The sequence below is a fragment of the Planococcus chinensis genome, from assembly GCF_020071995.1.
Taxonomy (GTDB): Bacteria; Bacillota; Bacilli; order Bacillales_A; family Planococcaceae; genus Planococcus; species Planococcus chinensis_A.
This window is the reverse complement of record NZ_JABWTK010000063.1, coordinates 1-256: the sequence shown is the minus strand read 5'-3', so window position 1 is coordinate 256 and position 256 is coordinate 1. Positions and strand designations below refer to the sequence as shown.

The 256-nt window shown below is 45.3% G+C and carries 1 rRNA gene; it reads right to left on the bottom strand.

The window, feature by feature from the left end:
* Positions 1-143: 143 nt before the first annotated feature.
* Positions 144-256, bottom strand: a 23S ribosomal RNA gene (locus HU147_RS19330); the annotation flags it as partial.

The window sequence follows — 256 nt, the reverse complement described above, 5'->3', positions numbered from 1 at the left end:
TTTGCCATCATCACTGGACTGGATTGTTTTTGAAAGACAAGTTTTATTATACCAAGTCTACCTGGTATTGCAAGCTTTTTTTTGAAAAAAACTTGCGGCTTGCGCCTTCAAAACTGGATATGCGACAGGTGAAAACAACGGTGTTGGTTAAGTCCTCGATCGATTAGTATTCGTCAGCTGCACGCGTCGCCGCGCTTCCACCCCGAACCTATCTACCTCATCGTCTTTGAGGGATCTTACTTGCTTGCGCAATGGG